At 54.4% G+C, this 22498-nt stretch carries 26 protein-coding genes and 1 riboswitch; of the genes, 21 read left to right on the forward strand and 5 right to left on the reverse strand.

Translation table 11 applies throughout. The features are described from left to right. Positions 1 to 8 precede the first annotated feature (8 nt). The 4 genes from cbiB to pduF all read right to left on the reverse strand — a co-directional run bounded on the left by cbiB (position 9) and on the right by pduF (position 4763). Positions 9 to 968, reverse strand: a complete 960-nt coding sequence (cbiB, locus tag NMC31_RS07415) for an adenosylcobinamide-phosphate synthase CbiB (RefSeq protein WP_253897464.1) — start codon at positions 966 to 968, stop codon at positions 9 to 11. Continuing rightward, positions 965 to 2344, reverse strand: coding sequence for a cobyrinic acid a,c-diamide synthase CobB (locus NMC31_RS07420; protein WP_253897465.1), 1380 nt, complete (start codon positions 2342 to 2344; stop codon positions 965 to 967). Before NMC31_RS07420 ends, cbiB begins: the two co-directional genes overlap by 4 nt. A gap of 98 nt (positions 2345 to 2442) precedes the next feature. Continuing rightward, positions 2443 to 2618: riboswitch (cobalamin riboswitch) on the reverse strand. A 226-nt stretch (positions 2619 to 2844) separates the two neighbouring features. After that, on the reverse strand, positions 2845 to 3762 hold the full coding sequence (gene pocR / locus NMC31_RS07425) for a transcriptional regulator PocR (protein WP_149462316.1): 918 nt from the start codon (positions 3760 to 3762) through the stop codon (positions 2845 to 2847). A gap of 212 nt (positions 3763 to 3974) precedes the next feature. Further along, positions 3975 to 4763, reverse strand: a complete 789-nt coding sequence (pduF, locus tag NMC31_RS07430) for a propanediol diffusion facilitator PduF (protein WP_253897466.1) — start codon at positions 4761 to 4763, stop codon at positions 3975 to 3977. A 520-nt stretch (positions 4764 to 5283) separates the two neighbouring features. Here pduF and pduA point away from each other — a divergent pair. From pduA to NMC31_RS07535, 21 genes are all read left to right on the forward strand, one after another. Then, complete coding sequence (gene pduA, locus NMC31_RS07435; protein WP_149462318.1) at positions 5284 to 5568, forward strand: propanediol utilization microcompartment protein PduA; 285 nt, start codon at positions 5284 to 5286, stop codon at positions 5566 to 5568. Further along, a complete protein-coding gene (pduB, locus tag NMC31_RS07440) occupies positions 5565 to 6377 on the forward strand; it encodes a propanediol utilization microcompartment protein PduB (protein WP_149462319.1) in 813 nt (270 codons plus the stop codon). The genes pduA and pduB overlap by 4 nt, the downstream gene beginning before the upstream one ends. An 18-nt stretch (positions 6378 to 6395) precedes the next feature. Then, the gene (pduC, locus tag NMC31_RS07445; protein WP_253897467.1) at positions 6396 to 8060 is read left to right on the forward strand and encodes a propanediol dehydratase large subunit PduC; all 1665 of its coding nucleotides are present in this window, start codon (positions 6396 to 6398) and stop codon (positions 8058 to 8060) included. Positions 8061 to 8070: 10 nt separating this feature from the next. Further along, entirely contained in the window at positions 8071 to 8739 is a 669-nt protein-coding gene (locus NMC31_RS07450) for a propanediol/glycerol family dehydratase medium subunit (protein WP_149462321.1), read from the forward strand. A gap of 13 nt (positions 8740 to 8752) precedes the next feature. Continuing rightward, positions 8753 to 9274, forward strand: coding sequence for a propanediol dehydratase small subunit PduE (gene pduE / locus NMC31_RS07455; protein ID WP_149462322.1), 522 nt, complete (start codon positions 8753 to 8755; stop codon positions 9272 to 9274). Positions 9275 to 9283: 9 nt separating this feature from the next. Continuing rightward, positions 9284 to 11116 (forward strand): diol dehydratase reactivase subunit alpha, encoded by a 1833-nt coding sequence (locus NMC31_RS07460; protein WP_253897468.1) that lies wholly within the window; start codon positions 9284 to 9286, stop codon positions 11114 to 11116. Next, positions 11106 to 11456, forward strand: coding sequence for a glycerol dehydratase reactivase beta/small subunit family protein (locus tag NMC31_RS07465; protein WP_253897469.1), 351 nt, complete (start codon positions 11106 to 11108; stop codon positions 11454 to 11456). The genes NMC31_RS07460 and NMC31_RS07465 overlap by 11 nt, the downstream gene beginning before the upstream one ends. Positions 11457 to 11475: 19 nt before the next feature. Beyond that, a complete protein-coding gene (pduJ, locus tag NMC31_RS07470; protein ID WP_149462325.1) occupies positions 11476 to 11751 on the forward strand; it encodes a propanediol utilization microcompartment protein PduJ in 276 nt (91 codons plus the stop codon). A gap of 23 nt (positions 11752 to 11774) precedes the next feature. After that, on the forward strand, positions 11775 to 12224 hold the full coding sequence (locus NMC31_RS07475; protein ID WP_253897470.1) for a BMC domain-containing protein: 450 nt from the start codon (positions 11775 to 11777) through the stop codon (positions 12222 to 12224). A gap of 11 nt (positions 12225 to 12235) precedes the next feature. Then, positions 12236 to 12865: a phosphate propanoyltransferase gene (locus NMC31_RS07480; RefSeq protein ID WP_253897471.1), complete on the forward strand. Its 630-nt coding sequence runs from the start codon at positions 12236 to 12238 to the stop codon at positions 12863 to 12865. Then, on the forward strand, positions 12865 to 13356 hold the full coding sequence (pduM, locus tag NMC31_RS07485) for a microcompartment protein PduM (protein ID WP_253897601.1): 492 nt from the start codon (positions 12865 to 12867) through the stop codon (positions 13354 to 13356). Before NMC31_RS07480 ends, pduM begins: the two co-directional genes overlap by 1 nt. A 3-nt stretch (positions 13357 to 13359) precedes the next feature. Continuing rightward, a complete protein-coding gene (pduN, locus tag NMC31_RS07490; RefSeq protein WP_253897472.1) occupies positions 13360 to 13635 on the forward strand; it encodes a propanediol utilization microcompartment protein PduN in 276 nt (91 codons plus the stop codon). Positions 13636 to 13644: 9 nt separating this feature from the next. After that, positions 13645 to 14652 (forward strand): two-domain cob(I)yrinic acid a,c-diamide adenosyltransferase PduO, encoded by a 1008-nt coding sequence (gene pduO, locus NMC31_RS07495; RefSeq protein WP_253897473.1) that lies wholly within the window; start codon positions 13645 to 13647, stop codon positions 14650 to 14652. After that, positions 14649 to 16034, forward strand: a complete 1386-nt coding sequence (gene pduP / locus NMC31_RS07500; RefSeq protein ID WP_253897474.1) for a CoA-acylating propionaldehyde dehydrogenase PduP — start codon at positions 14649 to 14651, stop codon at positions 16032 to 16034. The genes pduO and pduP overlap by 4 nt, the downstream gene beginning before the upstream one ends. A gap of 10 nt (positions 16035 to 16044) precedes the next feature. After that, entirely contained in the window at positions 16045 to 17157 is a 1113-nt protein-coding gene (locus NMC31_RS07505; RefSeq protein ID WP_253897475.1) for a 1-propanol dehydrogenase PduQ, read from the forward strand. After that, positions 17154 to 18509 (forward strand): 4Fe-4S dicluster domain-containing protein, encoded by a 1356-nt coding sequence (locus NMC31_RS07510; protein ID WP_253897476.1) that lies wholly within the window; start codon positions 17154 to 17156, stop codon positions 18507 to 18509. Before NMC31_RS07505 ends, NMC31_RS07510 begins: the two co-directional genes overlap by 4 nt. 2 nt (positions 18510 to 18511) lie before the next feature. After that, positions 18512 to 19066: a propanediol utilization microcompartment protein PduT gene (gene pduT / locus NMC31_RS07515; RefSeq protein ID WP_253897477.1), complete on the forward strand. Its 555-nt coding sequence runs from the start codon at positions 18512 to 18514 to the stop codon at positions 19064 to 19066. After that, a complete protein-coding gene (gene pduU, locus NMC31_RS07520; protein WP_253897478.1) occupies positions 19066 to 19416 on the forward strand; it encodes a propanediol utilization microcompartment protein PduU in 351 nt (116 codons plus the stop codon). The genes pduT and pduU overlap by 1 nt, the downstream gene beginning before the upstream one ends. Positions 19417 to 19420: 4 nt before the next feature. Then, positions 19421 to 19873 (forward strand): propanediol utilization protein PduV, encoded by a 453-nt coding sequence (gene pduV / locus NMC31_RS07525; RefSeq protein ID WP_253897479.1) that lies wholly within the window; start codon positions 19421 to 19423, stop codon positions 19871 to 19873. Beyond that, positions 19858 to 21072, forward strand: coding sequence for an acetate/propionate family kinase (locus NMC31_RS07530; protein ID WP_253897480.1), 1215 nt, complete (start codon positions 19858 to 19860; stop codon positions 21070 to 21072). Before pduV ends, NMC31_RS07530 begins: the two co-directional genes overlap by 16 nt. A gap of 92 nt (positions 21073 to 21164) precedes the next feature. Next, entirely contained in the window at positions 21165 to 22025 is an 861-nt protein-coding gene (locus tag NMC31_RS07535; protein ID WP_253897481.1) for a GHMP family kinase ATP-binding protein, read from the forward strand. Between the two features lie 35 nt (positions 22026 to 22060). On the opposite strand, the gene NMC31_RS07540 is transcribed toward NMC31_RS07535, so the two are convergent. Then, positions 22061 to 22396 (reverse strand): DUF496 family protein, encoded by a 336-nt coding sequence (locus NMC31_RS07540; protein ID WP_015963878.1) that lies wholly within the window; start codon positions 22394 to 22396, stop codon positions 22061 to 22063. Positions 22397 to 22498 lie beyond the last annotated feature (102 nt).

Below are 22498 nucleotides of genomic sequence, written 5' to 3' on the forward strand. Positions count from 1 at the left end.
GCTACTCCTCAGGCCGCACCAGCAACCAGCCACCGTGCCGTCATAAACAGCACCAGCGCCAGCGTGGAAGCAACCCACATCAGTCGAATCGTTCGGGATATGTCACCTACAGAAATGTGGCGTCGCGCGTCGCCTATCCACGGCTTCTCAACACGCTCACCAAAGTAGTCATTCGGGCCACCGAGACGGATACCCAGCGCGCCGGCAACGGTAGCTTCAGACCATGCACAGTTGGGGCTGCTGTGGCGATGGCGATCGCGCCAGCCGATACGTAACGCGGCAGCGGCGTTGTCGCGGCAAAGAAATGCGGCGGCGCTGAGCAACAGCCAGCTCAGACGCGCAGGAATGAAGTTGGCGACGTCGTCCAGCCGGGCGCTCACCATGCCAATCGCGCGGTATTTCTCATGTTTGTAGCCGACCATGGAATCGAGGGTATTGATTGCTTTATACGCCATTGCCAGCGGCGCACCGCCAAGCATCAGGAAGAAGAGCGGCGCGATAATGCCATCGACGCTGTTTTCGGCAACCGTCTCGACCACAGCGCGGTTAATCTGCTCGGGTTGCAGTTGCGACGTGTCGCGTCCCACTATCCAGGAAAGTTTTACGCGGCTTTCCGCCAGGTCGCCCGCCTGTAACGGGCGTTCTACAGCGCGCGCAGCATCGGCGAGGCTGCGCCCGGCAAGCACGGTGAAAATCATCCAGATTTCAACCGCCCAGCCCAGCCAGCTATGGAGCGTAAATGCCAGTGCCAGTACACTCCAGGAAAGCGCCCAGGTCACGCCGACCACCACCAGCCACATCACCCCGCCACCGATACGCAATGCGCGATCGCTGTGGCAGTAACGGCGCACCTTTGTCTGCACCGCGTTGATAAGCGCGCCCATCCAGCGTACCGGATGCGGCCAGTTATGCGGGTCGCCAATAAGCACGTCGAGTATCCAGGCGATACACCAGGCAAGCAGCGTCATCGTGCGCTCCTCGCGGCATTGAGCCAGTGTGCCAGCATCATCGGATGCTGGGCGAAGTGCATGTGCAGATAGCTGGCAAACGTGTTGCCAACCTGCCAGCCACCTGACCAGGTTTGTAGAGTCTGCCCATCACGCACTTTGCGACAATCGAGGACCGCCGGGGTTTGCGGGGAGAAGTCAGAGTAGTGAAACTCGTGGCCCCGCAGCGTTTCACCGGGGGCCGCCAGCAGGGTCTGCTCACGAGCCTGCGCCTCGCAGTAGCCAAAACGCGTCAGCCGTTTACCCATTTTGCTGTGACCGGGAATGATATTTGCCATCGGGTGGATTTCGCCCTGCGCATCTTCAAGCGTACTGCCGAGATACATCAGGCCGCCACATTCGGCGTAGATAGCCACACCGCGTGCGTGCGCCGCGCGAAGTTGTGCAAGCATCGTCTGGTTTGCCGCCAGCGCTTTGGCATGCAACTCCGGGTAGCCACCACCCAGCCAGATCATCTGGCACTCCGGCAGCACGTTATCGTGCAGGGGGCTAAAGCGCACAACATTGATACCCGCACGCGCGATCAGCGCGATATTGTCGGGATAGTAGAAATTGAACGCCTCATCGTCCGCCAGCGCCAGAGTGATATTTTCGCCATCATGAACAGCAGGCAGAGGCGGCCATTCGCCCTGAGGATCGTGTTCAAGGGCACTTAGCGTCAGCAGTTTGTCGATATCCAGCGTCAGCGCGAGGGTGTCAGCAAAATCGCGCCATGGCTGTTGGGTCACCACAGACTCACGCGCGGTAACTAACCCAAGGTGACGTTCCGGCAGAGCAACACCCGCCACGGAAGGAACGTAGCCAAGTACTGGCAGCGCGCAGTAGCGCTCAATGGCCGTTTTTAAAAGCTCGAAATGGCTGTCGCTGTTGACGCGATTGACAATCACGCCCGCGATATTCAAAGAGGGGTCGAAATGTTGAAAACCCATGACTGTCGCGGCAATGGAGGTTGAAACGGCTTTGCCGTCAACCAGCAGGATGACCGGACAACCCAGTTGTTTCGCCATCGCAGCGGTGCTGCACTGGTTAGGGTCGGAACCTATTCCGTCATAAAGGCCCATCACACCTTCAATGACCGCAATATCCGCCTGTTGCATCTGCTCATTAAACAGGGCGTTCAGCACCGGGGCGGGCAGCATGAAACTATCAAGGTTACGAGAGGCGACACCGGATACCGCCGTATGCCAACCGGTATCAAGGTAATCCGGGCCCACTTTGTACGGCTGTACCCGCCATCCGCGTTGTTTCAGCAGGCTCAGTAAGCCAAGCGTTACCGTGGTTTTGCCACAGCCGCTGCCGGTTCCTGCAAGAATGAATGCGTAACGTCTGGCCGCCATACCCCGATTCCTGTCAGGGTGGTAGGGGAACATCAGGATGCGCGTATACCCGGTCTTTCGACCGCACGCTTCTGAGCAACCCACTTCCCACCGAAGTTGTTGAGATGTACCGACAGGCAGGTCTTCTGGCTTAGCATCATCCTCGCCCGTCCTTCCCAATCTCGCGATCAGTGGTTATTACGGGGTCGTCAGCATTACAGCAGCGGGGGCTGCGGGGGATTTACACCCCCTTCCCTGACACATTACGTGTCTGACCTGTCGGTTTTACATGATGAGCAGCCGTATACTGCTCATCACAAAATGATGTGTTAACGAATGCATAAAGCGAAAAAATCAATTCGCAATAACGCCGTTATCTCATCACAAAAATAATTGTCGTTGCAGTTTATCTCTCCTAAATCACTATTTTGTTGCGCTGTGACAATTTATTGCATGGCGCGAGATTTTTTCATGCTACATCGCTATCCATGCAATACAGTATCAAAAATCGGCAATGCAAATCAGGCCGATTCTTCTGAACGCTTTTCGCTAATTTGCTGGCGATACGCCTGCGGCGTTATCTGGTAGGTGTGGCGAAAAACCTTGCAGAAATAGCTGGTCTGAGAAAATCCTAAATTACGGGCAATACTGGCAATGCTCCAGTTACTGTGGCTCAGCAACTCTTTGGCGCTCGCCATACGTTGTTGATTTACCCAGGCGTTGAAGCCAATACCCTGATACTTTTTAAACAGTTTGCTGAAGTAATAAGGGCTAAGATAAACATGAGAAGCTACCTCTTCGAGACGAAGTTCATCCGACAAATGCGCATCAATGTAACGTAGTGCTTTATTCATTTTACTGTCATGAGGATTCGTCTCCCGCACGGAACGGGGCAATGCCGCCTGCTGAGGGTTATCTTTAATCACCACAAAATTAAGCTGCTTTTTAAGGCAGTTTTCTACTATCAATTTCAGGAGATCCGCAGAAGCCATCACCCGTGAAAAATCCATTTCCGGGACATTGCGAAATTCATTAAGCAGTTCAGGATCGGCCTGCCAGCGATCATCAATATTCAGAATATCAATCATGCCCGTCTCCGCTTCATTGCGCACACGTACCTGGCCACACAGAACGAACCCGACAAGATGCCCGGCAATCACCAGTGGAATAGAAATATCCGTTAACCCGGCATGACAGCGATAGATGCACGGCTGATCTGATTTCGACGCCTCCAGCCCACCGCAGCGATCGCTCATCCGGCAGCGAGTGCTGTGCTGCGGATGCTGACGCATCATCTGGCAAAATGAGGTGAAATTAAACAGCTCAGAAATTTCATCACCATGAATATTGACCACCACAACCGCCAGACTGGTGGCTTGTGCAAAATCCTGTGCGATTTTATTAATGAGTTCTGAGTTCAGTGTACTCGCAGAAATCATGATAAAACCCCTCAGTTAATCCATTGTTATAATGCAACATTATTTTTACACACCTATTTCATATCATCTTTAATCCTTATCGATGGCATGACGTAAGGTTGACAATAACAAAAGCCCCTCGAAGCTGAGAGACTTTTTAATAAATTCGGAAAGCAGATCACGAAATAATAATGAATAAAATGTTATCGCTGTTCAAAGGCCTAATGAATGCATTATTTAATATTCACGGGCAAATTATTACTGATCAAATAACGATAAATTGCCGCCCCCGCACAAGCCCCAATGAGCGGCGCGATCAACGGAACGATAAAGTAAGGAATATCACGCCCACCCGTGATAGCGACATTTCCCCACCCGGCAAGCCAGGTAAAAAGTTTGGGGCCAAAGTCACGCGCAGGATTCATCGCGAACCCCGTCAGCGGCCCGGTTGCTGCGCCAATCACCGCCACCAGAATACCGATAAGCAACGGCGCCAGCGGGCCTTTGGGCACACCATTACCATCGTCCGTCAGCGCCATAATCAACCCCATCAGCATGGATGTAATGACGATTTCAACCAGGGCGGCCTGCCAAACGCTCAGCCCCGCAGCCGGGTAAGTGCTAAAGATTCCCGCCAGTTGCAGACTCCCGACACTTCCACGAACCATATCGTGAGCCGTTTCAAATTCAGTGAAAAGAGAGGCATACAACAGATACGCAAGCAGCGCGCCGCAAAACGCGCCAGCAAACTGAGCGACGGCGAAGGGGAGCACTTTACGCCCTGGAAATTGAGCAAACAGCCAAAGCGCGACCGTGACGGCCGGATTAAGGTGCGCACCAGAGATCCCCGCGGTTAAGTACACGGCAAGCGAGATCCCAAGCCCCCAGACAATGCAAATCTCCCATAAGCCGAAGCTCGCGCCCGCAACAACTGCAGCGCTCAGGCAACCGATACCAAAAAAGAGAAACAGCCCTGTACCTAAAAATTCGGCAATACATTGTGCTTTTAGTGAATCATTCATGGTGACACCTTTTAAGCGGAGTTGTGTCTTAGCCAGCGGATCCATTGCTGACGGTGCAAAACGTCGGCCCTTACTATAAAAAGTGGCCCATGAAAATTGTTGGCAACCTGAATAAATACACGTCTGAAAAATCGCCTTGCAATAGCAAATTCTTGCTATGCCCGTTTCAACTTTCCATATGCACCGGGTATTCCAGCTAATTATTTCATTTTTTAAAATGTGAAAATATTGCTTTTTTTAGATGTCTTTTTTTCAATAAACATCACATATCGGTTTATTGTCGCTTAGCAAAGAATGTTTTCGCTGTCATCAACAAAAATGTAAATATGGATGGTTAATAGCTAATTATTCACATAAACAAAAACCTTCAAAACGAATAAAATCATCAACATAAAACAAACCATGACAATTTTATGCCATGGCTACACCACTATTTTTTCACGCATAAATTCAAGTCAGCCATTCTTTTTTCGCCCTTCTTTTTATAGTCATCAATATCAAAAAACCAGGCGAGGTCTTTATGCAACAAGAAGCGTTAGGAATGGTAGAAACCAAAGGATTAACTGCCGCTATAGAGGCCGCAGATGCAATGGTGAAATCGGCCAACGTGATGCTGGTCGGTTACGAAAAAATCGGTTCAGGGTTGGTGACCGTTATTGTCCGTGGCGATGTTGGCGCGGTAAAAGCGGCCACTGACGCGGGTGCTGCGGCAGCGCGCAACGTGGGAGAAGTGAAAGCAACACACGTCATTCCTCGCCCACACACCGATGTCGAAAAAATCTTACCAAAGGGAATTAACGGATGAGCAGCAATGAACTGGTGGAACAGATCATGGCACAGGTGATCGCCCGTGTGGCAACGCCGGAGCAATCAGTTACCCCTGAAACCTCCAATACAAAACGAGAAACCGCTATGGCAGAGAAAAGCTGCAGTTTAACGGAATTTGTGGGCACCGCGATGGGTGACACCGTTGGCCTGGTTATCGCGAATGTGGACAGCGCCCTGCTGGACGCCATGAAGCTTGAAAAACGCTATCGCTCTATCGGCATCCTCGGCGCGCGCGTTGGAGCAGGCCCACACATTATGGCCGCCGATGAAGCCGTCAAAGCGACCAACACGGAAGTCGTGAGCATTGAACTTCCGCGTGATACCAAGGGTGGCGCAGGTCACGGTTCGCTGATTGTTCTGGGTGGCAATGACGTTTCTGACGTTAAGCGCGGTATCGAAGTCGCCCTGAAAGAGCTCGACCGCACCTTTGGCGACGTCTATGCCAACGAAGCCGGGCACCTCGAACTGCAATACACCGCACGCGCCAGCTACGCGCTGGAAAAAGCGTTTGGTACCCCGATTGGCCGCGCCTGCGGCGTGATTGTCGGCGCACCCGCGGCTGTCGGTGTGTTGATGGCGGATACGGCACTGAAATCCGCCAATGTTGACGTGGTGGCGTACAGCTCCCCTGCGCAGGGCACCAGTTTCAGCAACGAAGTCATTCTGGTGATATCCGGCGACTCCGGAGCCGTTCGTCAGGCGGTGATCTCCGCACGTGAAATCGGCAAAACCGTCCTCTCGACGCTCGGTTCTGAACCGAAAAACGACCGTCCCTCCTACATTTGATATCCATGAGGCTGATTCATGAGATCGAAAAGATTTGAAGCACTGGCAAAACGCCCTGTGAATCAGGACGGGTTTGTTAAAGAGTGGATCGAAGAAGGCTTCATTGCGATGGAGAGCCCAAACGACCCGAAACCGTCAATTAAAATCGTTAACGGTGCCGTGACCGAGCTGGACGGCAAACCGGTCAGCGAATTTGATCTGATTGACCACTTTATCGCGCGTTACGGGATCAATCTGGCACGTGCGGAAGAAGTCATGGCGATGGACTCTGTCAAACTCGCCAATATGCTCTGCGACCCCAATGTAAAACGTAGCCAAATCGTGCCGCTGACTACAGCGATGACCCCGGCAAAAATTGTCGAAGTGGTATCGCACATGAACGTGGTTGAGATGATGATGGCGATGCAGAAAATGCGCGCCCGTCGTACCCCTTCTCAGCAATCACACATTACCAACGTTAAAGACAACCCGGTGCAGATTGCCGCAGATGCTGCGGAAGGCGCATGGCGTGGGTTCGACGAACAGGAAACTACCGTCGCGGTAGGGCGTTATGCACCCTTCAACGCCATCGCGTTACTTGTTGGCTCACAAGTTGGACGCCCCGGCGTTCTGACACAATGCTCGCTGGAAGAAGCGACTGAACTGAAGCTCGGTATGCTGGGACACACCTGCTACGCCGAAACCATCTCTGTTTATGGTACGGAACCTGTCTTCACCGATGGCGATGATACGCCGTGGTCGAAAGGCTTTTTAGCCTCGTCCTACGCATCGCGTGGCCTGAAAATGCGCTTTACTTCGGGCTCCGGTTCCGAAGTCCAAATGGGCTATGCCGAAGGCAAATCCATGCTGTACCTGGAAGCACGTTGCATTTACATCACCAAAGCCGCAGGTGTTCAGGGGCTACAAAACGGCTCCGTCAGTTGCATCGGTGTCCCTTCAGCGGTGCCATCGGGGATCCGCGCGGTGCTGGCGGAAAACTTGATCTGCTCCTCACTGGATCTGGAATGCGCCTCCAGTAATGACCAGACCTTCACCCACTCCGATATGCGTCGTACCGCACGTTTCCTGATGCAGTTCCTGCCGGGTACGGACTTTATCTCCTCCGGTTTCTCTGCGGTACCGAACTACGACAACATGTTCGCAGGCTCCAACGAAGATGCCGAAGACTTCGACGACTATAACGTTATTCAGCGCGACCTGAAGGTTGACGGCGGTCTGCGCCCGGTACGTGAAGAAGACGTTATCGCCATTCGAAATAAAGCCGCTCGTGCGTTGCAGGCCGTGTTTGCGGGGATGGGGCTACCGCCTATCACTGACGAAGAAGTGGAAGCCGCAACCTATGCGCATGGCTCGAAGGATATGCCTGAACGCAATATCGTCGAAGATCTCAAGTTTGCCCAGGAAGTCATCAACAAGAACCGTAACGGCCTGGAAGTGGTGAAAGCACTGGCTCAGGGCGGGTTTAACGATGTTGCACAAGACATGCTGAATATTCAGAAAGCCAAACTGACCGGAGATTATCTGCATACCTCCGCCATTATCGTGGGCGACGGACAGGTGCTTTCTGCCGTAAATGACGTCAACGACTATGCCGGTCCGGCAACAGGTTATCGCTTACAAGGCGAACGCTGGGAAGAGATTAAAAACATCCCTGGCGCACTTGATCCCAACGAGCTTGGCTAAGGGGTGAACAATGGAAATTAATGAAAAGCTGCTGCGCCAGATTATCGAAGACGTGCTGTCCGAGATGCAGGCCAGCGATAAACCTGTCTCCTTCCGTGCAGCCAGCGCATCTGCAACGCCCACTGCGCCACAAGGCGAAAGCTTTCTGACGGAAATCGGCGAGGCGAAACAGGGTACCCAGCAGGACGAAGTCATCATTGCTGTGGGGCCTGCGTTTGGCCTCTCTCAAACCACCAACATTGTCGGCGTATCCCATAAAAGCATCCTGCGCGAAATGATTGCCGGCATTGAAGAAGAAGGGATTAAAGCACGTGTGATTCGCTGCTTTAAATCCTCCGATGTGGCATTCGTCGCCGTCGAAGGTAATCGCCTGAGCGGATCAGGCATCGCCATCGGGATCCAGTCCAAAGGCACGACAGTTATCCACCAGCAGGGTCTGCCGCCGCTGTCGAATCTCGAACTCTTCCCGCAGGCACCGCTGCTGACGCTGGAAACCTACCGTCAGATTGGTAAGAACGCGGCGCAGTACGCAAAGCGTCAATCACCACAGCCCGTCCCTACGCTGAATGACCAGATGGCGCGCCCGAAATATCAGGCTAAATCCGCCATTCTGCACATCAAAGAGACGAAATACGTCGTAACGGGCAAAAACCCACAGGAACTGCGCGTGGCGCTTTAATAAGGATCCCTTTATGAATACCGATGCAATTGAATCGATGGTTCGGGACGTGTTGAGCCGCATGAACAGCCTGCAGGGCGACGCTTCTGCTCCGGTTACCGCATCCGTCAGTACCACACACACCGCGAAAGTGACTGACTACCCGCTGGCAAATAAGCATCCGGAATGGGTAAAAACCGCCACCAATAAAACGCTGGATGAGCTCACCCTTGAAAACGTCCTGAGCAATAAAATCACCGCGCAGGATATGCGTATCACGCCGGAAACACTGCGTATTCAGGCTGCTATCGCAAAAGATGCAGGGCGCGATCGGCTGGCGATGAACTTTGAACGTGCAGCAGAGTTAACGGCCGTATCGGACGACCGCATCCTGGAAATCTACAACGCTCTGCGGCCCTATCGCTCAACGAAAGAAGAGTTAATGGCTATTGCTGACGATCTCGAAAGTCGCTATCAGGCGAAAATCTGCGCCGCTTTCGTTCGTGAAGCAGCAGCCCTGTACGTCGAGCGTAAAAAACTCAAAGGCGACGATTAAGGACAGGACATGAAATATATCGCTGGCATTGATATTGGTAACTCATCAACAGAAGTCGCTCTGGCGGCGCTGGATGAGACAGATGCATGCACCCTAATCGGTAGCGCACTGGCAGAAACCACCGGAATCAAAGGCACATTACGTAATGTGTTTGGCATTCAGGAAGCGCTTACGCGTGCGGCCCATCACGCGGGCATCAATGTCAGCGATATTTCACTCATTCGCATCAACGAAGCCACGCCGGTCATTGGCGATGTGGCGATGGAAACCATCACCGAAACCATCATCACCGAGTCCACGATGATTGGCCATAACCCCAAAACGCCGGGCGGGGTCGGCCTGGGCGTGGGGATCACCATTACGCCGGATGCGTTGTTAACCTGTTCTGCGGATACGCCTTATATCCTGGTGGTGCCATCAGCGTTCGATTTCGCGGATGTTGCCGCCATGATTAACGCATCCACGCGCGCAGGTTATCAGCTCACCGGCGTGATTCTGCAGCAAGATGATGGCGTGCTGGTCAGTAACCGTCTGGATACCCGGCTGCCCATCGTGGATGAAGTGCGTTATATCGACCGTATCCCGCTGGGAATGCTGGCCGCCATTGAGGTTGCGGTTCCCGGAAAAGTGATTGAAACACTCTCTAATCCCTATGGCATTGCCACTGTCTTTAACCTCAACGCGGATGAAACCAAAAATATTGTTCCGGTCGCGAGGGCATTGATTGGCAACCGTTCCGCTGTGGTGGTGAAAACACCATCGGGTGATGTGAAAGCACGCGCAATCCCAGCCGGACACATTGAACTGCAATCACAGGGGCGCACATTGCGGGTCGACGTGGCGGCGGGGGCTAACGCCATTATGAAAGCGGTCGGCGAATGCCCAAAACTGGATAACGTCATTGGCGAAGCGGGCTCCAACATCGGCGGTATGCTTGAACACGTTCGCCAGACCATGGCAGAACTGACCAATAAACCAGGCAACGAGATTTTTATCCAGGATCTGCTGGCCGTTGATACCTCCGTTCCGGTTAGCGTCAGTGGCGGATTAGCAGGGGAATTCTCGCTGGAGCAGGCCGTCGGCATCGCGTCGATGGTGAAATCCGATCGGCTGCAAATGGCGATGATCGCCCGAGAAATCACGCAAAAACTGGGCGTAGATGTTCAGGTCGGTGGGGCCGAAGCGGAAGCGGCGATTTTAGGGGCGTTAACCACGCCCGGAACGACACGCCCGCTGGCGATTCTGGACCTGGGCGCGGGTTCAACAGACGCCTCAATCATCAACCCGAAAGGGGACATTATTGCCACACACCTCGCGGGGGCGGGTGATATGGTCACCATGATCATTGCCCGCGAACTTGGGCTGGACGATCGTTATCTGGCGGAAGAGATCAAAAAATATCCGCTGGCGAAAGTAGAAAGCCTGTTCCATCTGCGACATGAAGATGGCAGCGTGCAGTTCTTCCCTTCCCCGCTCCCCCCGACGGTTTTTGCTCGCGTCTGCGTGGTGAAACCCGATGAACTGGTGCCCCTGCCCGGCGATCTGGCGCTTGAGAAAGTACGTGCGATTCGCCGTAGCGCCAAAGAGCGCGTCTTTGTTACCAACGCTCTACGCGCACTTCGTCAGGTCAGCCCCACCGGCAATATTCGTGATATTCCGTTTGTGGTGCTGGTAGGAGGATCATCCCTTGATTTTGAAGTCCCACAGCTTGTCACCGACGCGCTGGCGCACTATCGCCTGGTTGCCGGGCGAGGAAACATTCGTGGAACGGAAGGTCCGCGCAATGCCGTCGCCACAGGGTTGATCCTCTCCTGGCAAAAGGAGTTCTCGCATGGACAGTAACAACCCCATTCCCGCCATTGTGATTTCCCCCACCGGAGAAAGCCTCTCCGACTGGAATGACGTCCTGCTCGGCATCGAAGAAGAAGGAATCCCCTTCGTAATCCTGCCGCAAACGGACGGCGATGTGGCACACCAAGCATGGCTGGCAGCGTGCCGATCCCCCCTGCTCGTGGGCATAGCCTGCGATAACCAAACGCTGGTTGTGCATTACAAGAATTTACCCGCATCAGCGCCGCTTTTTACGCTGACGCATCAGCAGAACAGCCTTGATCGCCGAAGTACAGGAAACAATGCGGCAAGGTTAGTTAAAGGGATCCCTTTTCGGGATCTGAATAAGTAATCCACTGGAGAATCGCTGTATGAATAACGCACTGGGGCTTGTTGAAACAAAAGGACTGGTCGCCGCCATTGAAGCTGCGGATGCCATGGTGAAATCCGCCAACGTGCAACTGGTTGGCTACGAAAAAATCGGTTCCGGCCTGATTACCGTAATGGTTCGCGGCGATGTGGGTGCCGTAAAAGCGGCTGTCGATGCGGGCAGCGCCGCAGCTAATGCCGTGGGCGAAGTCAAATCCTGCCATGTCATTCCTCGTCCTCACACTGACGTTGAGGCCATTTTACCGAAGTCCGCTTAAATCGCAGATAAAAGGAGTTCAGCGTGAAGCAATCACTGGGATTACTCGAAGTTAGTGGTCTGGCATTAGCCATCAATTGCGCGGATGTCATGGCGAAAGCCGCTTCCATCACGCTGGTTGGCCTCGAAAAAACTAACGGTTCAGGCTGGACGGTGATCAAAATCACCGGCGATGTGGCATCCGTGCAGTCCGCCATCATCACCGGTGCCAGTTTTGCAGACCTTCAGCACGGTCTGGTTGCACATAAAGTGATAGCCAGACCCGGCGAAGGCATTCTTTCCCGCGCAGCGCCTGCGGGTCCTGCGCCCACGAGAGAAGCCGACCAACAGCCTGACACTGAAGTCGTTACAGAAGAGTCAGAACCGGAAGGAAACCCTGCGGATCGGGAAGTCAGTTGCAATCTGTGTCTGGACCCGGCCTGTTCGCGTCAAAAAGGTGATCCCCGGTCGCTCTGTCTGCATTCAGGTAAGTAAGGTAAAGCGTAATGGACAAACAAGAACTGGAAACAACGGTCAGCAAAGTACTGGATGAAATGCGCGAACGCCCTATCCCACTGGGCGTTTCAAACCGTCATATCCATCTCAGTGAAGACGATTATGCCCGGCTTTTCCCGGGGCAACCGATCAGTGAGAAAAAGGGGCTTCTCCAGCCTGGGCAGTTCGCATCGGACCAGACCCTGACGATCGTCGGGCCAAAGGGTCAGTTGAAGAATGTCCGTTTACTGGGGCCGCTGCGCAGCGCCAGCCAGGTGGAGATTTCGCGAACCGATGCCAGAACGTTAGGGATTACCGCGCCACTGCGTATGTCCGGCGATCTGGCTGGCACACCAGGCGTGCGCCTTGTAAGCCCCTTCGCCGAGCTGGATTTAACGTCCGGAGTCATTGTCGCTCAGCGTCATATTCACATGTCGCCACTGGATGCCTTGATCCTGCGCGTATCTCACGGCGACAGCGTTTCTGTTGCCATTGAAGGCGATGCGCGGCGGTTGGTGTTCGATAACGTCGCGGTTCGAGTCTCACCGGATATGTGCCTTGAGATGCATATCGACACGGACGAAGCCAATGCCGCAGGGGCCGATAATCCCCAGGTCTGCGCCAGACTGGTCATGCCGTGATGAACAGTGAACAGTTGCAGCGAATCGTCGAAGAGGTTGTTTGCCGCCTCACGCGTCGTGCCGGGCGTGTTGCTACCCTCAGCGTCGCGCAACTGCGGGAAGCCAACGCTCGCGCGTTGTTTTGCCACTATGCCTCGCTGACGATCCTGCAGGTTGATCTGCCGTTGCTGGAGCACGTTGCCCATGCCGCATCGTCAAATACAGCGGCAGTCATTGTTCAGGACGCGATGGCGTCCGGTCTGCGCGTACACCTGTCAGTACAGCACCGATTGTTATCGGCTATGCCCGTAAAAAAGCTGGCCCGACTGCCCCTTACGTTCAGCGACGAACAGGGGAAAAACGTTTTTTTACACCCGCTTACGCTATTGAGCCATGCCGACGTGGCGCGTCACTGTGGAGGCGTGCTGGTGTTACGTCGCCAGTGCGTTGTTACGGCGTTAGCCCGAGAAGCCGCCAGCCAGCGGAATATTCAGTTAATTAAGCAGGAGTGAACCATGCATCTGGCCCGAGTTACCGGCGCAGTGGTCGCCACGCAAAAATCGCCTTCTCTGGTGGGTAAAAAACTCCTGTTGGTGCGTCGGGTTAGCGCCGACGGAGAACTGCCCGCAAGCCCCGCTTCCGGTGATGAGGTGGCGGTCGATTCAGTGGGCGCTGGTGTGGGCGAGCTGGTGTTGCTCAGTAGCGGCTCCAGTGCGCGGCACGTTTTTTCCGGCCCCAACGAAGCCATCGATCTGGCCGTTGTCGGCATTGTCGACACACTTTCTCGCTAAGGGGGCAGCATGCCGATTTATACCCGCACGGGCGACGGCGGAACAACCGCCCTCTTTACCGGTCAGCGCGTCAGCAAAGCACATCCACGCGTTGAGTCCTACGGCACGCTCGATGAACTCAACGCTGCCCTGAGCCTGTGCGTGTGTGCCACAGAGTGCGAACAGCATCGTTCTCTGCTGGAGGCGGTTCAACAGCAGCTTTTCTGGTTTAGCGCCGAACTGGCCTGCGAAAGCGATACGCCCTCGCCGAACCAGCGTTACATCAGCACGGAAGAGATTGCCGCACTGGAAACAGCCATTGATACCGCAATGGGGCGTGTTCCCCCTCTGCACAGTTTTATTCTGCCAGGCCGCAGCGAAGCCGCAAGTCGTCTGCATTTCGCCCGCACCCTCGCTCGCCGCGCAGAGCGTCGTCTGGTTGAACTGTCTGAGGAAATATCCGTCAGGCAGGTGTTAATGCGCTATATCAATCGGCTTTCCGATTGCCTGTATGCCCTGGCGCGCGCCGAAGATCACGACGCCCATCAGGATACGATCATTCAGGAAGTGATGAGACGCTACATGGCGTCCACGCACTCCTTACCCGCGAAGGATTACGCTATGAGTCTCTCTTTTCAGGATCTCCACCAGTTGACCCGCTCTGCCGTGGCACGAGCAGAAGAAATCAACGTACCTGTTGTGGTCAGCATTGTTGATGGCCACGGTACGGAAGCAGTGACATGGCGAATGCCTGACGCCCTGTTAGTCAGCAGCGAACTCGCGCCCAAAAAAGCCTGGACTGCCGTGGCGATGAAATCCGCGACACACGAACTGGCCAGCGCCGTACAGCCAGGTGCGCCGCTTTACGGGCTTGAAAGTCATATGCAGGGAAAAGTCGTCACTTTTGGTGGGGGCTTCCCGCTCTGGCGTGACGGGCAACTCATTGGGGGTCTTGGTGTCAGCGGTGGAAGCGTTGAACAGGACATGGATATTGCACAAGCCGCCATTGCGGCCATAAACGTGAGTACTCATCAATGAACAGTTCAGAACTGGAAACCCTCATTCGCTCAATCCTGAGCGAACAATTAGTACCCGGGCGCGTGGAGGCCAAACAAAACGGCATTTTTCAGTCCGTTGGCGAAGCCATTGATGCTGCCCACCAGGCTTTCTTGCGCTATCAGCAATGCCCGTTAAAAACCCGCAGCGCCATCATCAGCGCGATGCGGGAAGAGCTGATGCCGCACCTGCCTGCGTTGGCGGCCGAAAGTGCGGACGAAACGGGCATGGGAAACAAAGAGGACAAACTCCTTAAAAACAAAGCTGCGCTGAATAACACGCCGGGAGTCGAAGACTTAACCACCACGGCACTCACGGGCGATGGCGGCATGGTGCTGTTCGAGTACTCACCGTTTGGCGTGATAGGTTCGGTGGCCCCCAGTACAAACCCGACAGAAACCATTATCAACAACAGCATTAGCATGCTGGCGGCGGGAAACAGCGTTTACTTCAGCCCGCATCCGGGTGCAAAAAACGTGTCGCTCAAACTGATTGCGATGATCGAAGAGATTGCCTTCCGCTGCTGCGGCATTCGCAACCTGGTCGTGACCGTTGCGGAACCGACATTTGAAGCGACCCGGCAAATGATGGCCCACCCCAGGATTGCCGTTCTGGCGATCACCGGAGGCCCTGGCATTGTGGCGATGGGCATGACCAGTGGGAAAAAAGTGATTGGCGCGGGCGCAGGAAATCCACCGTGTATCGTGGATGAAACGGCAGATCTCGTGAAAGCCGCCGAAGATATCATTAACGGCGCATCGTTCGATTACAACCTGCCCTGTATTGCCGAAAAAAGCCTGATCGTTGTTGAATCCGTCGCGGAAAAACTGATTCAGCAGATGCAAAGTTTTGGCGCTCTGCTTCTCAGCGCAGCGGATACTGACAAGCTACGAGCCACCTGTATGCCGAACGGCCAGGCCAACAAAAAACTGGTTGGTAAAAGCCCGTCAGCCATGCTGGAAGCATCCGGGATTCCGGTTCCCGCAAAAGTGCCACGCCTGCTTATTGCCGTGGTGAAGGCGGATGATGTCTGGGTAACCGGTGAACAACTCATGCCAATGTTGCCTGTTGTCAAAGTCAACGATTTTGACCGTGCACTGGCGCTGGCGCTGAAGGTCGAAGAAGGCCTGCACCACACCGCCATCATGCATTCGCAAAACGTGTCTCGCCTTAACCTGGCGGCTCGCACGCTGCAAACGTCTATTTTCGTGAAAAACGGCCCCTCCTACGCAGGTATTGGCGTGGGTGGAGAAGGGTTTACCACCTTCACAATCGCAACGCCCACCGGGGAAGGCACCACATCAGCCCGCACCTTTGCTCGTTCGCGTCGTTGCGTGCTGACAAACGGTTTCTCCATCCGATAACGAGGTCGTGATGAATAGGTTTTCACTGCAAACCCGGCTGTATAGTGGCAAAGATTCTTTGCATGTGCTGAAGCGCTTTACGAATAAGCATATCTGGATTATCTGCGACGGGTTTCTGGCGCGCTCCGAACTGATTGAAACGCTGCGCGGTGCGCTTCCCGCGAGCAATCGCATTAGCGTGTTTAGTGAGATCACCCCCGATCCTACCATCGCGACGGTCGTACAGGGGATTGCGCAAATGCAGTCCCTGACTCCTGACGTGGTGATTGGTTTTGGTGGTGGTTCGGCGCTTGACGCGGCGAAAGCCATCGTCTGGTTCAGCCGCCAGTTTGGTATCGAAATTGAAACCTGTGTCGCCATCCCTACCACCAGCGGCACGGGTTCAGAGGTCACCAGCGCTTGTGTGATAAGCGATACCGAAAAAGGGATTAAGTATCCGTTATTCAATAACGACCTCTACCCGGATATGGCCATTCTCGACCCGATGCTGGTAGTGAGCGTTCCTCCCGCAATCACGGCTAACACGGGGCTGGATGTGTTGACCCACGCGCTGGAGGCTTACGTCTCATCACAGGCCAGTGATTTCACAGATGCACTTGCCGAAAAAGCTGGCCAGATTGTTTTCCAGTATCTGCCTGTCGCTGTGCGTAAAGGCGATTGTCTGGCAACCCGGAGCAAAATGCATAATGCCTCGACGATGGCGGGGATGGCCTTTAGTCAGGCCGGTCTGGGGCTGAATCACGCCATTGCCCATCAACTTGGCGGTCAGTTTCATCTGCCTCACGGTCTGGCAAATGCCCTTCTGCTGGGATCAGTCATTCGCTATAACGCCCACGACTCACGCGCAGAAAAACGCTATGCCCGATTCGCAAAAGCCTGCCGTCTTTGCGCGCAAGACGCAAATGAAACAGCCAGCGTAAACGCACTCATTCAGCACATTGAACAGCTCAAAAAAGCGTGCAATATCCCCACGCTTTACGACGCGCTTAAAGAACAGACACAACGCTGGTCGCAACATATTCCGGCCATGGTTAAAGCAACCCTTGCAGACGTCACGCTGAAGAGTAACCCGCGCACCGCAGATGCGGATGCCATTCAGGCATTGCTTGAGGAGTTGTTATGAACAGCGCCCTGAATACAGAACACCCTGATGTTGATGCTCAGGCTATTCGCGAGGCGGTTCGCAATGCGGGCGTCGTGGGTGCCGGGGGTGCGGGTTTTCCGGCCCATGTTAAATTGCAGGCGCAGGTAGAGACCTTTCTGGTCAATGCTGCCGAGTGCGAACCCATGCTGAAAGTTGATCAGCAACTGATGGTTCAACAACCTGCACGCCTGATCCGTGGCATCGAGTATGCAATGAAGGCAACCGGCGCACGCGAAGGCATTATTGCGCTTAAAGAGAAATATCAGCCTGCCATCAATGAGTTAACCCCGCTTTTACCCGGCAACATCCGATTGCATATCCTGCCAGATGTCTATCCGGCAGGTGACGAGGTGTTAACGATTTGGATGGCAACTGGCCGCCGCGTTCCCCCTGCGGCCCTTCCCGTCAGCGTGGGGGTGGTGGTTAATAACGTCCAGACGGTCCTGAATATCGCCAGAGCCGTGGAGCAAAATTATCCGGTGACACGCCGGACATTAACCGTGAACGGCGCGGTGGCGAATCCTCTCACAATGAGCGTTCCTGTTGGCATCTCTCTGCGCGAAGTGCTGACACTGGCTGGCGGGGCGACCATCGATGACCCTGGTTTTATCAACGGGGGCCCGATGATGGGAAGCCTTATCACATCGCTGAATGCCCCGGTAACCAAAACCACCGGCGGCCTGCTGGTCCTGCCGAAATCGCATCCGTTGATTCAGCGTCGTATGCAGGATGAACGCACCGTGCTTTCCATGGCAAGAACCGTTTGCGAGCAGTGTCGTCTGTGCACAGACCTCTGTCCGCGACACCTTATCGGGCACGAATTGTCACCACACCTGCTCGTTCGCGCCGTCAATTTTCAGCAAACCGCAACGCCGCAGTTGTTACTCAGCGCCCTGACCTGCTCCGAATGCAATGTCTGCGAAAGCGTCGCGTGCCCGGTGGGGATATCCCCAATGCGTATCAACCGCATGCTGAAACGCGAACTGCGCGCCCAAAACCAGCGTTATGAAGGGCCACTGAATCCTGCTGATGAGATGGCGAAGTACCGCCTGGTACCCGTGAAACGATTGATCGCCAAACTGGGCCTCACGCCGTGGTATCACGATGCGCCACTGTCTGATGCTGAATTCACCACCGGGACCACCACGCTCCTGCTGCGACAGCACATTGGTGCCAGCGCAATTCCCTGCGTACAAAAAGGTGACCACGTTATCCGGGGTCAGTGCGTGGCTGACATGCCACAAGGTGCGTTAGGCGCCCCCGTCCATGCCAGTATCGACGGTCTTGTCAGTGATGTGACCGACCAGTCCATTACCGTTGTGAGAGGGTAATCATGTCTCAGGCTATAGGTATTTTAGAACTCACCAGCATCGCTAAAGGCATGGAAACCGGCGATGCGATGCTGAAAAGCGCCAATGTGAATGTGCTGGTCAGCAAAACGATATGTCCGGGCAAATTCCTGTTGATGCTCGGCGGGGACGTTGGCGCGGTGCAACAGGCTATTGAAACAGGGACTTCGCTTGCCGGAGAGATGCTCGTCGATAGTCTGGTATTGCCCAATATTCACGCCAGCGTACTGCCTGCCATTAGCGGCCTTAACAGCGTCGATACGCGCCAGGCCATCGGGATCGTCGAAACCTGGAGCGTAGCAGCCTGCATCAGCGCCGCCGACCGCGCCGTCAAAGCGTCCAGCGTTACGCTGGTACGCGTGCATATGGCGTTTGGCATTGGCGGGAAATGCTACATGGTCGTCGCCGGAGAGGTATCTGATGTCAACAATGCCGTTACGGTTGCCAGCGAAAGCGCGGGGGAAAAAGGGTTGCTGGTCTATCGTTCAGTGATCCCGCGTCCTCATGAGGCGATGTGGCGTCAGATGGTGGAGGGATAATGGACAAACAAGCCACAACGGATCGCATGATCCAGGAATATGTACCGGGGAAACAAGTCACGCTGGCACATCTCATTGCCAACCCCGGCAAAGATTTATTCAAAAAACTGGGGTTACAGGATGCGGTGACCGCCATTGGTATTCTGACGATTACGCCGAGCGAAGCGTCGATTATCGCCTGTGATATCGCCACGAAGTCAGGGGCGGTAGAAATTGGTTTCCTCGACCGCTTCACTGGTGCGGTCGTGCTGACGGGCGACGTATCCGCGGTCGAGTATGCGCTCAACCAGGTCACGCGCACGCTGGGCGAGATGATGCGGTTTACCGCCTGCCCTATTACGCGGACATAACGCTATGAAACGAATGATGTTAATTGGCCCCAGCCAGTGCGGTAAAACATCGCTTACGCAGTGTATGCAGGGTGAAGCGCTTCACTATCAAAAAACGCAGGCGATCGTCTGGTCGCCTGACACGATTGATACCCCCGGTGAATATCTGGAGAACCGACGGCTGTACAGCGCGTTACTGGCCAGTTCCTGCGAGGCCGATGTCATCGCGCTGGTGCTGAATGCGGATGCGCCCTGGTCACCGTTCTCACCGGGATTCACCGGGCCAATGAACCGCCCGGTGATCGGGCTGGTCACCAAAGCCGATTTAGCCCCCCCGTCACGCATTTCAGCCGTTGCGCAGTGGCTGGAACAGGCGGGAGCGGAAAAGGTATTCATCACCAGTTCGCTGACAAAATACGGGCTGGACGCGGTGTTTACCTTCCTGAACGAAAAGGAACTGACATGTCTTACAAAATAATGGCGATCAACGCAGGCAGCTCATCTCTTAAGTTTCAACTGCTTTCAATGCCGCAGGGCGAGCAAATCTGCCAGGGTCTGATTGAGCGCATCGGGATGGTGGACGGGCAAGTCACCCTCAAGACGCAGGGGCAGAAATGGCAGGATACCTTACCCATCGCCGACCACCGCGAGGCAGTGGCGTTGCTGCTGGAAAAGCTGCTCGGTCACAATATTATCAGCAGCATTAATGAAATTGACGGGGTCGGGCATCGCGTCGCCCACGGCGGAGAATCATTTAAAGATTCCGCACTTGTTACGGATGATGCGCTGGCAGAGATTGAGCGCCTTTCCGAACTGGCTCCCTTGCATAACCCCGTCAACGTAGTAGGCATTAACGTGTTTCGCCAGTTGCTGCCTAACGCGCCTGCTGTCGCCGTATTTGATACGGCCTTTCACCAGACGCTGGAGGCATCCGCCTACCTCTACCCTCTTCCCTGGCGTTTTTACGCTGAACTGGGCATTCGCCGCTACGGTTTTCATGGCACCAGCCACAAATATGTCAGCAATACACTCGCGGAAAAACTGGGTGTTCCCCTTAGCGCAATACGGATTGTCAGTTGTCATCTGGGTAACGGCAGTAGTGTTTGTGCGATTCAGGGCGGTAAATCCGTTAATACCTCAATGGGGTTCACGCCGCAATCTGGCGTGATGATGGGCACACGAAGCGGCGATATTGATCCGTCAATTCTGCCGTGGGTCGCTATGCGTGAAGGTCAAACGCCCCAGCAGCTCAACCATCTGCTTAACAACGAATCAGGTCTGTTAGGCGTCTCAGGGGTATCGCACGATTGTCGCGATGTCGAAAACGCGGCTACCGCGGGTAACCCGCGAGCCAGACTGGCGTTAACGCTGTTTACCGAACGCATTCGCGCCACCATCGGTAGCTATATCATGCAGATGGGCGGGCTGGATGCCCTGATCTTTACCGGGGGGATCGGCGAGAATAGCGCGAGGATCAGGCAAGCAATTTGCCATAACCTGCACTTCCTGGGTCTTTCCATTGATGATGAAAAAAACCAGCGTAACGCAGCTTTCATTCAGGCCGAAAACGCCCTTGTTAAAGTGGCGATCATCAATACCAACGAAGAGTTGATGATTGCCAAAGATGTGATGCGTATTGCTATAGCGAACACACTGGAGACCTGTCTTACTGCCTGATGCTGTGGTTCTCTGGGTTGCGACAAGTCATGGCAATAGCGCTTCTGGCATGACACTATGCGCACAGAAAAAAGCAATCGAAAGGTACTGACGTGGCCATTGCACAATGCCCCGCATCCTGCGGGGAACTGATTCAGGGCTGGATCCAGGGAAGTGAGAAATTAATCTCCTGCCCGGTTGGGCTATACAGCACCGTGGAAGTTAAAGCGGGTAAACCGGCGAACAATGAACGCCCGCTTACCCGCGCAATGGTTAATCAGTTGCTGACGCTCTGGGATTTTCCGCCAGAGTGGAGCAGCCAGTTGCGCATTAACCTGCACTCACCGATTCCGGTCGCCAAAGGGATGGCCAGCAGCACGGCAGATATTGCCGCCACCGCTGTCGCGATGGCTCGCTATTTTGATAAGAGTATTGGCGAGCAGGAACTGGCACGACTTTGCGTCAATCTCGAACCCACCGATAGCACACCCTTTCATCATCTGACGTTGTTTGATCACAATGAAGGCAGTGCGCAGACCGTGGGCATTCGGCAACCCCGGCTTGATATTCTGGTACTTGAAAGCCCGGACACACTGCAAACCGCAGATTACCACCGTCTCGACAGACATAGCGCTCTGCTCGCCAGCGCGCCGCAACTGACGCTCGCCTGGCAGAAAGCGCGTCAGGCATGTGAGACGGGGTCAGCGGTATTGCTGGGCGAGGCGGCAACGCTGAGCGCTATCGCCAGCCAGGCTATCCTGCCAAAACCGGGTTTCAGACGCGTGCTGGATATTGTTGAACACTATTCGCTGTATGGCGTCAGTATTGCGCATAGCGGTAGCGTGATGGGATTGATGCTGGATAACGCTCAACACGATGTTGACGCCGTGGTGGCAGAGCTGGAAAAGGGCGAGGGTAATGTGCTGTGGCCGCAAAAATACCTGCTGCCCATGGTGGAAGGCGGTGTCAGATAGCATTCAGGCGGCACGGAGGCCGCCTGATGAAAAAATTACTCAGCTTTCGGCTCAGCAACCTTCTGTTCACCCATCGCTTTCAGCTTTTTAGAGATGTCGCGACGTTCTTTAGAAATTTCGGCATTTTTGATGATGTAATCATCAACGCGATCTTCGTAATCGCTCTTCATGCTGGCAATGATGCCCTGAATCGCTTCAACGCTCATGCCCGGTTTGATGTAGTCGCTAAGGTTGTCCAGCAGCAGTACGCGCTTCTGGTTGTCACGGATCTTTTTCTCAACGTCCTGAATTTCACGCTGCAGTTTGTTTTTACGACGGAACAGACGAACAAACTCCAGTACATCCTGAAATGAAGGCTTAGTTGTTTCCATTTTTACACCCCTGATATTTGAGACTCGGATTCGTAAATGCAACGGCTATAAGACTATATATACGTATAGCCGCTGCTAATGACAATGGTTTTTACCTGTCCC

The organism is Pseudocitrobacter vendiensis (assembly GCF_943590815.1).
Classification (GTDB): domain Bacteria; phylum Pseudomonadota; class Gammaproteobacteria; order Enterobacterales; family Enterobacteriaceae; genus Pseudocitrobacter; species Pseudocitrobacter vendiensis.

Coding starts and splice junctions, on each gene's coding strand:
- NMC31_RS07460 (WP_253897468.1), top strand. CDS start 9,284: ATGAAATATATCGCTGGCATTGATATTGGTAACTCATCAACAGAAGTC.
- NMC31_RS07540 (WP_015963878.1), bottom strand. CDS start 22,396: ATGGAAACAACTAAGCCTTCATTTCAGGATGTACTGGAGTTTGTTCGT.
- pduB (WP_149462319.1), top strand. CDS start 5,565: ATGAGCAGCAATGAACTGGTGGAACAGATCATGGCACAGGTGATCGCC.
- pduM (WP_253897601.1), top strand. CDS start 12,865: ATGAACAGTGAACAGTTGCAGCGAATCGTCGAAGAGGTTGTTTGCCGC.
- pduC (WP_253897467.1), top strand. CDS start 6,396: ATGAGATCGAAAAGATTTGAAGCACTGGCAAAACGCCCTGTGAATCAG.
- pduP (WP_253897474.1), top strand. CDS start 14,649: ATGAACAGTTCAGAACTGGAAACCCTCATTCGCTCAATCCTGAGCGAA.
- NMC31_RS07420 (WP_253897465.1), bottom strand. CDS start 2,344: ATGGCGGCCAGACGTTACGCATTCATTCTTGCAGGAACCGGCAGCGGC.
- pduN (WP_253897472.1), top strand. CDS start 13,360: ATGCATCTGGCCCGAGTTACCGGCGCAGTGGTCGCCACGCAAAAATCG.
- pduO (WP_253897473.1), top strand. CDS start 13,645: ATGCCGATTTATACCCGCACGGGCGACGGCGGAACAACCGCCCTCTTT.
- NMC31_RS07505 (WP_253897475.1), top strand. CDS start 16,045: ATGAATAGGTTTTCACTGCAAACCCGGCTGTATAGTGGCAAAGATTCT.
- pduA (WP_149462318.1), top strand. CDS start 5,284: ATGCAACAAGAAGCGTTAGGAATGGTAGAAACCAAAGGATTAACTGCC.
- pduU (WP_253897478.1), top strand. CDS start 19,066: ATGGACAAACAAGCCACAACGGATCGCATGATCCAGGAATATGTACCG.
- pocR (WP_149462316.1), bottom strand. CDS start 3,762: ATGATTTCTGCGAGTACACTGAACTCAGAACTCATTAATAAAATCGCA.
- pduV (WP_253897479.1), top strand. CDS start 19,421: ATGAAACGAATGATGTTAATTGGCCCCAGCCAGTGCGGTAAAACATCG.
- cbiB (WP_253897464.1), bottom strand. CDS start 968: ATGACGCTGCTTGCCTGGTGTATCGCCTGGATACTCGACGTGCTTATT.
- NMC31_RS07465 (WP_253897469.1), top strand. CDS start 11,106: ATGGACAGTAACAACCCCATTCCCGCCATTGTGATTTCCCCCACCGGA.
- pduE (WP_149462322.1), top strand. CDS start 8,753: ATGAATACCGATGCAATTGAATCGATGGTTCGGGACGTGTTGAGCCGC.
- pduJ (WP_149462325.1), top strand. CDS start 11,476: ATGAATAACGCACTGGGGCTTGTTGAAACAAAAGGACTGGTCGCCGCC.
- NMC31_RS07450 (WP_149462321.1), top strand. CDS start 8,071: ATGGAAATTAATGAAAAGCTGCTGCGCCAGATTATCGAAGACGTGCTG.
- NMC31_RS07480 (WP_253897471.1), top strand. CDS start 12,236: ATGGACAAACAAGAACTGGAAACAACGGTCAGCAAAGTACTGGATGAA.
- NMC31_RS07510 (WP_253897476.1), top strand. CDS start 17,154: ATGAACAGCGCCCTGAATACAGAACACCCTGATGTTGATGCTCAGGCT.
- pduT (WP_253897477.1), top strand. CDS start 18,512: ATGTCTCAGGCTATAGGTATTTTAGAACTCACCAGCATCGCTAAAGGC.
- NMC31_RS07530 (WP_253897480.1), top strand. CDS start 19,858: ATGTCTTACAAAATAATGGCGATCAACGCAGGCAGCTCATCTCTTAAG.
- pduF (WP_253897466.1), bottom strand. CDS start 4,763: ATGAATGATTCACTAAAAGCACAATGTATTGCCGAATTTTTAGGTACA.